General features: G+C 73.7%; 10 protein-coding genes. 6 read left to right on the plus strand and 4 right to left on the minus strand.

The features are described 5' to 3' along the window. Window position 1: 1 nt before the first annotated feature. Complete coding sequence (locus ACFW6P_RS27585; RefSeq protein ID WP_386358844.1) at window positions 2-961, minus strand: hypothetical protein; 960 nt, start codon at window positions 959-961, stop codon at window positions 2-4. Window positions 962-1,161: 200 nt separating this feature from the next. On the opposite strand from ACFW6P_RS27585, the gene ACFW6P_RS27590 reads away from it, so the two are divergent. From ACFW6P_RS27590 to ACFW6P_RS27600, 3 genes are all read left to right on the plus strand, one after another. Continuing rightward, entirely contained in the window at window positions 1,162-1,374 is a 213-nt protein-coding gene (locus ACFW6P_RS27590; protein ID WP_386358846.1) for a heavy-metal-associated domain-containing protein, read from the plus strand. A 3-nt stretch (window positions 1,375-1,377) separates the two neighbouring features. Continuing rightward, window positions 1,378-3,627: a heavy metal translocating P-type ATPase gene (locus ACFW6P_RS27595; RefSeq protein WP_386358848.1), complete on the plus strand. Its 2,250-nt coding sequence runs from the start codon at window positions 1,378-1,380 to the stop codon at window positions 3,625-3,627. 270 nt (window positions 3,628-3,897) lie between these two features. Continuing rightward, window positions 3,898-4,599: a phosphatase PAP2 family protein gene (locus ACFW6P_RS27600; RefSeq protein WP_386358850.1), complete on the plus strand. Its 702-nt coding sequence runs from the start codon at window positions 3,898-3,900 to the stop codon at window positions 4,597-4,599. A 159-nt stretch (window positions 4,600-4,758) separates the two neighbouring features. Here the strand turns inward: ACFW6P_RS27600 and ACFW6P_RS27605 are convergent, their stop codons facing one another. The 3 genes from ACFW6P_RS27605 to ACFW6P_RS27615 all read right to left on the minus strand — a co-directional run bounded on the left by ACFW6P_RS27605 (window position 4,759) and on the right by ACFW6P_RS27615 (window position 6,566). Beyond that, window positions 4,759-5,349, minus strand: a complete 591-nt coding sequence (locus tag ACFW6P_RS27605) for a cupin (RefSeq protein WP_386358864.1) — start codon at window positions 5,347-5,349, stop codon at window positions 4,759-4,761. A gap of 449 nt (window positions 5,350-5,798) precedes the next feature. After that, a complete protein-coding gene (locus tag ACFW6P_RS27610; protein WP_386358852.1) occupies window positions 5,799-6,290 on the minus strand; it encodes a hemerythrin domain-containing protein in 492 nt (163 codons plus the stop codon). A gap of 105 nt (window positions 6,291-6,395) precedes the next feature. After that, a complete protein-coding gene (locus tag ACFW6P_RS27615) occupies window positions 6,396-6,566 on the minus strand; it encodes a DUF5670 family protein (protein WP_031108245.1) in 171 nt (56 codons plus the stop codon). Between the two features lie 290 nt (window positions 6,567-6,856). Here ACFW6P_RS27615 and ACFW6P_RS27620 point away from each other — a divergent pair, with 290 nt between their 5' ends. Genes ACFW6P_RS27620 through ACFW6P_RS27630 form a run of 3 tightly spaced genes read left to right on the plus strand, consistent with a single transcriptional unit; the run spans window position 6,857 to window position 9,871 of the window. Next, entirely contained in the window at window positions 6,857-7,840 is a 984-nt protein-coding gene (locus ACFW6P_RS27620) for a Bug family tripartite tricarboxylate transporter substrate binding protein (RefSeq protein WP_386358865.1), read from the plus strand. Then, window positions 7,837-8,376, plus strand: coding sequence for a tripartite tricarboxylate transporter TctB family protein (locus ACFW6P_RS27625; RefSeq protein WP_386425156.1), 540 nt, complete (start codon window positions 7,837-7,839; stop codon window positions 8,374-8,376). The genes ACFW6P_RS27620 and ACFW6P_RS27625 overlap by 4 nt, the downstream gene beginning before the upstream one ends. 1 nt (window position 8,377) lies before the next feature. Next, entirely contained in the window at window positions 8,378-9,871 is a 1,494-nt protein-coding gene (locus ACFW6P_RS27630) for a tripartite tricarboxylate transporter permease (protein WP_386425159.1), read from the plus strand. The last annotated feature ends 33 nt before the right edge of the window (window positions 9,872-9,904 follow it).

A 9,904-nucleotide genomic window follows, 5' to 3' on the forward strand; every position in this document is an offset into this window, starting at 1 on the left:
CTCAGTGCCCGTGGCCGTCCTCCGCGCGCCCCTCGGGGGTACCCGGATCGGCCGCCGCTCCCCCGGCCCGGACCGTGAAGGCCGCCGTGTGGACCTTCCCGTCGTGCTTGAAGTCGAGGAACAGGCGGTAGGAACCGGCGCTGGGGGCCGTGGCCGTGAAGGAGACGTCCGGGCCGGGGCGGGTCGTGCCGTCGCCGGGCTCGCCGTTGGGGTGCACGTGCAGGTAGGCGAGGTCTCCGGAGCGCAGGGCGACCAGGTGGCCGTAGGCGCCGAGGTAGGGCTGGAGGTCGGTGACGGGTTGGCCGTCGCGGGAGACGCGCAGCTTCAGCTCGCCCGCCGCGCCGGGGCGCAGGGCGCCGTCGAGCCGCACCTCGTACCCGTCGGCCTCGGCCGTGGTGTCCGGCGCGGGCAGTTCCTTCGGCCGGTACGGGCCGGAGACGGCGAGGTCGGTGCCGAGGGTGAGGTTGCGGGCGTCCTCGCGCTCCGGGGTGAAGTCGGCGAAGACGCGGTAGCCGCCCGCGCGGGGCAGCTCGACCGGGGTGCTCCAGGTGCCGTCGGCGGCGCGGGTGGGGTGCAGATGACGGTAGGTGTCCAGGTCGCGTGAGGCGACGATGAGGTGGAGCTCCTTGTCGTGCTCGCGCTGGAAGGCGGTCACGGCGCGCCCCTCGGCGTCGCGGACGGTGAAGCGCAGGTCGGTGCGCTGCCCGGCGGTGACGCGGGGGGTCTGCAGGTCGAGCGTGTATCCGCCCTCGGAGATCTGCAGCCCGCCGGCCGGGGGCGTGTCGTGACCGCCGTGCCCGTCGCCCTCCGCCGGCTCCGGGGCGGGACTCGCGTGTGCGTCGCGGTGTTCCGGCGGGCTGTCGGCGACGACGGGGCCGACGCCCTGGCCGACGCCGTAGGCCGTGCCGAACGTCGCGGCCAGGGCGACGGCGAAAGTGGTGATCTTCAGTCCGGTGTTCATGACCGTCGGCTCCTTGGGGTTTCCGGGCCACCCGCTCCATGCGGGGCCTCCATGCAGTTCACCATACCCCCAGGGGGTACCAAGTCAAGCGAGAATCACACTTGCGTCGCATACCCCATGGGGGTATACATGAGGTCGGCGAGGGGATACCCCCGCCCCGTACTCCCGGATCCTGTCCGACCGCACAGAGGAGGCACCCGATGCCCGCCACCACCTACGCCGTCTCCGGAATGTCCTGCGGCCACTGCGAGGCCACGCTGACCAAGGTCATCGGTGAGCTGGACGGCGTCAGCGGTGCCGAGGTCGACCTCGGCACCGGCCGCGTCAGCGTCACCAGCGCCGCGGAGCCGGACGACGCCCTGATCGCCGAGGTCGTCGACGAGGCCGGCTACGAGCTCACGGGAAGGGCCTGAGCCATGAGTGCCAGCACGACCACCGGCACCGCCGCCGAGGTGGAACTCGCCATCGGCGGCATGACCTGCGCCTCCTGCGCGGCGCGCATCGAGAAGAAGCTCAACCGCATGGACGGGGTGACCGCCACCGTCAACTACGCCACCGAGAAGGCGAAGGTCAGCTACACCGGCGAGGTCTCCGTGGGCGACCTGATCGCCACCGTCGAGGCGACCGGCTACACCGCCCAGGAGCCCGCTCCCCCCGCCGAGGAGACCGGCTCCCCCGCCAAGAGGGACGAACTGCGGCCGCTGCGCGAGCGGTTGGTCACGGCCGTGGTGCTGGCCGTGCCCGTCGTGGCCCTGGCGATGATCCCGGCGCTGCAGTTCGAGTACTGGCAGTGGCTGTCGCTGACGCTGGCCGCGCCGGTGGCGACGTACGCGGCGTGGCCCTTCCACCGGGCCGCCTTCACCAACGCCCGGCACGGCGCGGCCACCATGGACACGCTGATCTCGGTGGGCGTCTCGGCCGCGTTCCTGTGGTCGCTGTGGGCGCTGTTCTTCGGCACCGCCGGAACGCCGGGCATGACGCACCCCTTCGAGCTGACCATCGAGCGCTCCGACGGCGCCGGGAACATCTACCTGGAGGCCGCGGCGGGCGTGACCGCCTTCATCCTGGCCGGGCGGTACTTCGAGGCCCGGGCCAAGCGGAAGGCCGGTGCGGCGCTACGGGCACTGCTGGAGCTCAGCGCGAAGGACGTCACGGTGCTGCGCGCCGACGGCCGTGAACAGACCCTGCCGGTGGCCGAGTTGACGGTCGGTGACCGCTTCCTGGTACGGCCCGGGGAGAAGATCGCCACCGACGGCACGGTCGTCGAGGGCTCCTCGGCCGTGGACGCCTCGATGCTCACCGGCGAGTCCGTGCCGGTGGAGGTGGGCGCGGGCGACCCGGTCACCGGCGCCACGATCAACGCCGGCGGACGGCTGGTCGTCCGGGCCACACGGGTCGGGGCCGACACCCAACTGGCCCGGATGGCCCGGCTGGTGGAGGACGCGCAGAACGGCAAGGCCGCCGCGCAGCGGCTCGCGGACCGGATCTCCGCCGTGTTCGTGCCGATCGTCATCGCCCTGGCGCTGGGCACGCTGGGCTTCTGGCTCGGCAACGGCGTCGGGCTCACGGCCGCCTTCACCGCCGCGGTCGCCGTCCTCGTCATCGCCTGCCCCTGCGCCCTCGGGCTCGCCACGCCGACCGCCCTGATGGTCGGCACCGGGCGGGGCGCGCAGCTCGGCATCCTCATCAAGGGCCCGGAGGTCCTGGAGTCCACACGCCGCGTCGACACCGTCGTCCTCGACAAGACCGGCACGGTCACCACCGGCCGCATGGCCCTCCTGGCCGTGCACACCGCCGACGGCACCGACGAGGCCGAAGTGCTGCGGCTGGCCGGGGCGCTGGAGCACTCCTCCGAGCACCCGATCGCCCGGGCCGTGGCCGACGGGGCCCTGGAGAAGCTGGGCACGCTGCCCACGCCGGAGGACTTCGCCAACGTGCCCGGGCTCGGCGTCCAGGGCATCGTCGAGGGGCACGCCGTGCTCGTCGGACGGGAACGGCTGCTGGGCGACTGGGCGATGGAGCTGCCGCGGGGCCTGGCCGAGGCCAGGACGGCGGCCGAGGACGCCGGGCGCACCGCCATCGCGGTCGCCTGGGACGGCGAGGCCCGCGCGGTGCTGGAGGTCGCCGACGCGGTGAAGGAGACCAGCGCGGAGGCGGTCGCGCGGCTGCGCGCCCTCGGTCTCACCCCGATCCTGCTGACCGGCGACAACGAGGCGGTGGCCCGGTCCGTCGCCCGCGAGGTGGGCATCGAGGAGGTCATCGCCGAGGTACTGCCGCAGGACAAGGTCGACGTCGTCAAGCGGCTGCAGGCCGAGGGCCGTTCGGTCGCGATGGTCGGCGACGGCGTCAACGACGCCGCGGCGCTCGCCCAGGCCGACCTGGGCCTGGCCATGGGCACCGGCACGGACGCCGCGATCGAGGCCGGCGACCTGACCCTCGTCCGGGGCGACCTGCGGGCCGCGGCCGACGCCATCCGGCTCGCCCGCCGCACCCTCGGCACCATCCGCTCCAACCTGTTCTGGGCCTTCGCCTACAACGTGGCGGCCCTGCCGCTCGCCGCGGCGGGCCTGCTCACGCCGATGATCGCCGGGGCGGCCATGGCCTTCTCGTCGGTCTTCGTCGTCGGCAACTCGCTGCGACTGCGCACCTTCCGGGCGCTGGACTGACCCGAACGGTCAGGAGGGCCGCCGGGTGGGCGCCGTCATCGCGACGGGACCTCCCGCCCGGCGGCCGCTCGGGCCCGGCCCGCCCGCCCCCGTTCCGCGGCGGCGGCCCGGATGCCCACGCCTTCGCGCGTACGCAGGGTCCGGCCACGGTCCGCCGGGGTGGCCGTCCCTCGGCTGGGCACTCGGGAGGTACCGGCCCGTGGGGGCACCGAGTGTGCGCCCGGCGCGAGCCGGTACCGTGCTGAGGAAGGCCACTGCGGGGAGAAGCACATGACCGATCCGAGGATCACAGACGCCGAAGCCCTCCGTCCGCCGCCCGCGGACGAGACGTCCGCGGGCGCGCGCGGCGGGCTCCTGTCCGCCGTGTTCGGCGATCTCAGGGCCGTGGACGGCGCGCTGTACGCGGCGGTCGCCGCCACCCCGACCCCCACCCTCGACCGGACGCTGCGCCATCTGTCCCACGCGGCCGACCACTCGAAGATCTCCTTCGCCATCGCCGCCGCCCTGGCGCTCGCCGGCAAGCGTCCGCGCAGGGCGGCGCTCGCCGGGGTCGGGGCGATCGCCGTGGCCTCGGCGTCCGCCAACCTCCTCGGCAAGCGCCTGGTGCGCCGGGCCCGGCCGGACCGGGAGGCCGCCCGGGTCACGGTGGACCGGCACGTCCCGATGCCCACGTCGGCCTCGTTCCCCTCCGGACACACGGCCTCGGCGGTCGCGTTCGCCACGGCCGTCGGCGTGGTCCTGCCCCCGGCCGCGGTGCCGCTCGGCGCGCTGGCGAGTGCCGTCGGCTACTCCCGCGTCCACACCGGCGTCCACTACCCGGGCGACGTGGCCGCGGGTGCGGTCCTCGGCATCGCGAGCGCCGCGGCGGCCCTGGCGGCGGCAGCGGCCACGCCCTCCGCCCGCGCCCAGGCCCTCCTCGCCACGGCCCGGTCGTGGCCGCGCATCACGATCGGCGGACCGGAGGGCGGCTGAGCGGCGGTCAGCCGCGGCCACCCGGCACCGGTGCGGCGGCCGACGCGCGGAACCCCTTCGTCCTGTGCCCGGGATGCCGGAGTGACTGAGGTGCCCTCCTCTCACCGGAGTGTCGGCTGAGCCCTCTCGGAGCCTGCCTTCGGGCCACCCCAGGACACCTCACGGATGCGGCAGCGTGGTGCCCGGCAGCACGTACTCGTCGCGGCGTCCGCACCTGCCGAAGCCGCCGAGCCGGGCGGGTGCGGCCTCGTGGGCGGTGGCCTCGGCGAGGTGGCCGGGGTCGCCGGCGGCCAGGGCGTCGCGCTGGGCGCCGGTGCGTTCCGCGTCGGCGAGGGCGCCGATGCGCCACAGCTCGCGCCGGGCGGGCACCCGGGCGGGCACCCGGGCGGGCACCCGGTCGCGCACCCGGTCGCGCACCAGGCGCGCGGCGGGCCGCTGGAACTCCCGGTACGGGGCCGTGTCACCGGCGACGAGCGCCTCGCGCAGAGCGAGGTAGCCCTCGACGGCGAGGTCCCGCCGGCGCCGGGCGGGCGCGGCCGTCTCGGGTCCCGTGCCGGGCGGCAGGGCCGCGGCGGCGGCGTACCGCTCCGGGTCGGCGAGCACCTCGGGCGGGAAGGTGAAGACGGCGTCCCCGGCCTCGGGAAGGCCGCCGTTCTGCACCAGCACGGTGACGCGCAGATCGCCGCGCACCATGGGGGCGACCTGGTCACCTGGCGGCGCGCGGAAGGCGTCGAGGCGCTGCCGGTCCACGTCGACGGCGGCCACCAGGTCCACCCGGTCGGAGTGGGCCCGCAGCGCGGATGACCGCCGCTGACGATGGCTCCGGAGCCCAGGACGGCCACGCGGCGGCCGGCGGGGGACAAGGACATGCGGCGCTCGTCGGACGGCCGGCGGACACACGCTTGGACAGGGCTTGTGCTCGGGAAGCGATCCCAGGCGCGGGAGATTGTCCGGACCACCCCCCTGCCGGCCCGCACCAGGTCCGTCCGCGCACCCTCCCGGCTTGGGGCGGGGTTCCCGGTGGCCGCCCCTGCCACGGACAACGGCGTTCCCCCGGGTCCGGAGGGGTTTCCCCACCGGCGAGCGGCCGCCGTCCGGAGTGGTCGGGCGGAGGACCCGCCGGATGACGCGACGGAGCCCGGACCGATCGAGGTCCGGGCTCCGTCCCGCGCGTGGCCGTCAGGGCCGGCGTGCTCGGATCAGGACTCGACGATCTTGCGCACGTTGTCCACCGAGCCGCAGCCCGCCTCCAGGTGACGCTCACGCTCCTGGACGAACGCCAGACCCAGTTCCTCGCGCCGCTCCATGGCCACGTTCTCCCGCGCGCCGTTGAGGATCGTGCGCTCCTCCTCGTCGGCGTGGTGGGTCACGGCCTGCACGAGCTCCTCGAGCTTTTCGTCCCACGCGTCGGAGCCGACCTCCTCGACCTCGAGGAGCTCCAGGAGGGCCTGGTTGCCCTCGTCGTGCTCGTGCTCGCCGTGCTCGACCTCTTCGTCGTCGATGCCCTTGTACCGCTTGAGGGCCGGGTAGACCTTGGACTCCTCGGCCAGCGCGTGCGCGATCAGCAGGTCCGCGAACTCCCGCAGCGCGGTGGCCCGGTCCGCCTCGACGCTGCGCATCTGCCGGAAGAGGTCTTCCATGCGCCGGTGGTCCTTGAGGATGAGCTCTACGACGTCGTTGGTTTCGGCCATGGGACGGGAACGCCTTTCGTACGGAAGAACCGGGTCACTGTCGTCTACCCCATTCCTGGCGCTTTGTGCGCCCTTGCCGGATGAGGGGCGGTGTACCGCGCCCGTCTACCAGCGGTACCAGCGACCCTTGCGGCCGCCGCTGTCCGCGCTGCGCAGCACGAAGCCGAGCAGCCACAGGACCAGCACGATCACCGCGATCCACCACAGGGCCTTGAGGGCGAAGCCGGCGCCGAACAGGATCAGGGCCAGCAGCAGGACGAGAAGCAAGGGAACCATGGTCATCAACCTCCGCTGTCCCTGATGCCCGGCCGTCCGGCGAACACACAGTCGAATTCGTGGGTTTCTCCGGTGGTCCGGCGGGCATGCGGATCGGTTCCGCCGCGCGGTCGCCACCGAGGGGTGACGGGGTCCGCCGGTCGCCCTTCCGGCGACCGCAAAGACCAGAACCTCCGTTGGTTCCGCAAGCGAGACAGCGCGTGGGCACCGGGGCAGCATGTGGCCCACTTCACCCTCCCCCACAGGGCCTTCATCTCCCCGCAACGACGTACCTACAGGTGGTGGCATTCGTGCGCCTGCGCACTCCCCTCGCCCTGCTCGGGGCCGCCGTGCTCGTGCTCGTCGGACCGCCGCTGCTGACCACCGGCAGCGGCACCGAGACCGGCACTCAGATCCCGGGCCTGCGCTTCATGGTCCCCAACACGCCCGGCGGCGGCTACGACATCACGGCCAGGACGGCCGCGAAGAACGCCGAGGACGCCGGACTGACCCACAGCATCGAGGTGTTCAACCTGCCCGGCGCGGGCGGCACCGTGGGACTGAGCCGGCTGGTCAGCGAGCACGGCAACGGCAAGCTCGCCATGTCCATGGGCCTCGGGGTCGTGGGCGCCGTCCGCTCCAACGACGCGCCGAAGACGCTCGGCGACACCACGCCGATCGCCCGGCTCACCGAGGAGCAGGACGTGGTGGTGGTCGCGAAGGACTCCCCGTACCGGACGATCGGCGACCTGATCGGCGCCTGGAGGAAGGACCCGGGCAAGCTGCCGGTGGGCGGCGGCTCCTCGCCCGGAGGACCGGACCACCTCGCCCCGATGCTGATGGCACGGGCCGCGGGCATATCCCCCAGGCAGGTCAACTACATCCCCTTCGACGGGGGCGGCGAGCTGCTCGCCTCCATCCTCGGCAACAAGGTCGCCTTCGGCGTGTCCGGCGTCGGCGAGTACCTCGACCAGATCAAGGCGGGCGAGCTGCGGCTCCTCGCGGTCACCGGCCCCGAGCGGGTCGACGGTCTGGACGCGCCCACGCTGCGGGAGGCGGGGTACGACGTGAACTTCACCAACTGGCGCGGCATCGTCGCCCCGCCCGGCCTGAACGACGGCGAGCGGGACAAGCTCGTGCGGCTGGTTCAGGAGCTGCACGACTCGGAGGAGTGGCGCACGTCCCTGCGGAAGAACGGCTGGGACGACGCCTTCCTGACCGGTGAGGAGTTCGGCGCCTTCCTCGACTCCGAGGACAAGCGCGTGGTGTCGGTGCTGAAGGAGCTGGGACTGTGACGGCGCAGACCACCGACACTCCTCCCGCGCGGCGCCGTGAACGCCGCCCGTGGCTGCGGGAGCACTCCGAGCTCGGCGTGTGCGCGCTGCTGCTGGTGCTGGGCGTGCTCGTCCTGACCGACGCGCTCACCATGGACGTCGACATCGCCCAGCGCGGCCCGGTCGGCCCCAGGACCGTGCCGGTCGTCGTCGGCGCCGGACTGCTCGTGATCGCCGCCCTGCTCGCGGTGGACGTGCTGCGCGGCGGCCGGGGCCAGGCCGAGGGCAGTGAGGACGTCGACCTGTCCGAGCCGGCCGACTTCCGCACGGTGCTGCTGCTCGCCGGGGTGTTCCTCGGCGCGGCCGTCCTGATCGAACCGCTCGGTTTCCCCGTCGCGGGCGCGCTGCTGTTCTGGGGCGCGGCGTACGCGCTCGGCAGCCGCAGGACCGACCGCGATCCGCTCATCGCGGCCGGGCTGTCCCTGGTGACCTACACCGTCTTCAACAACCTGCTCGGAGTGCCCCTGCCCGGCGGTCCGCTGATGGGAGTGCTGTGACATGGACGCCCTGACCTCCCTGATGGACGGCTTCGGCACGGCCCTCACCCCCGTCAATCTGCTGTGGGCCGCGATCGGGGTGCTGCTCGGCACGGCGATCGGAGTGCTGCCCGGCATCGGCCCGGCCATGGCCGTCGCGCTGCTGCTGCCGGTGACGTACGGGCTCGACCCGATCGGCGCGTTCATCATGTTCGCCGGCATCTACTACGGGGCGATGTTCGGCGGCTCGACCACCTCGATCCTGCTCAACACACCAGGGGAGAGCGCGGCGGTGGTGGCGGCCATGGAGGGCAACCCCATGGCCAAGTCCGGGCGCGGCGCGCAGGCTCTCGCGGCGGCCGCGATCGGTCACTTCGCGGGCGGTCTGATCGGCACGGTCCTGCTGGTGGCCCTCGCGCCGACGGTCGCCGAGCTGGCCGTGGACATCGGTGCGCCGGACTATTTCGCCATCATGGTGCTGGCGTTCATCGCGGTGACGTCGGTGCTGGGTTCGTCCCGCATCCGGGGCCTCGCCTCCCTCCTGATCGGCCTGACCCTCGGTCTGGTGGGGCTCGACCAGATGACCGGTCAGCAGCGCCTGACGTTCGGCTCGCTCCAGCTCGCCGACGGCATCGACGTCGTCATCGTCGCGGTCGGCCTCTTCGCGATCGGTGAGGCCCTCTGGGTGGCGGCGCACCTGCGGCGCAGGCCGCCCGAGCCGATCCCGGTGGGGCGTCCGTGGCTGGGGCGCGGGGACGTGAACCGGACGTGGAAGTCGTGGCTGCGCGGCCCGTTCATCGGTTTCCCGTTCGGCGCGATCCCGGCGGGCGGCGCGGAGATCCCGACCTTCCTGTCGTACGTGGCGGAGAAGCGCCTGTCGAAGCACAGGGACGAGTGGGGCAAGGGGGCCATCGAGGGCGTGGCGGGGCCGGAGTCGGCGGCGTCGGCCTCGGCGGCGGGCACGCTGGTCTCGATGCTGACGCTGGGGCTGCCGACCACGGCGGTCGCGGCCGTGATGCTGGCGGCCTTCCAGCAGTACGGCATCCAGCCCGGCCCGCTGCTGTTCGAGCGCGAACCGGACCTGGTGTGGGGCCTGATCGCCTCGCTGTTCATCGGCATGGTGCTGCTGCTCGCGCTCAACCTGCCGCTGGCGCCGGTGTGGGCGAAGCTGCTGCGCGTCCCGCGGCCGTACCTGTACGCCGGGATCATGTTCTTCGCGGCGGTCGGCGCCTACGCGGTGGGCGGCGAGGTGATCGACCTGGTGATCCTGCTGGTGATCGGCCTGATCGGCTTCGGCATGCGCCGCTACGGCCTCCCGGTGCTGCCGGCCGTCATCGGTGTGATCCTCGGCCCGAACGCCGAGCAGCAGCTGCGGCGCGCCCTGCAGATCAGCGACGGCAGCGTCACGGGCCTGGTGAACACGCCGTTCGCGGTGACCGTGTACGCGGTCATCGTGCTGCTGCTGGCCTGGCCGCTGCTGAGGAGGGCAGTGGCCCGGAGCCGCGCCGGGACCTGACCGCCTTGGCGGGCGGCACCCGCTCCCGGGTGC

It is taken from the genome of Streptomyces sp. NPDC058741 (genome assembly GCF_042746715.1).
GTDB lineage: Bacteria > Actinomycetota > Actinomycetes > Streptomycetales > Streptomycetaceae > Streptomyces.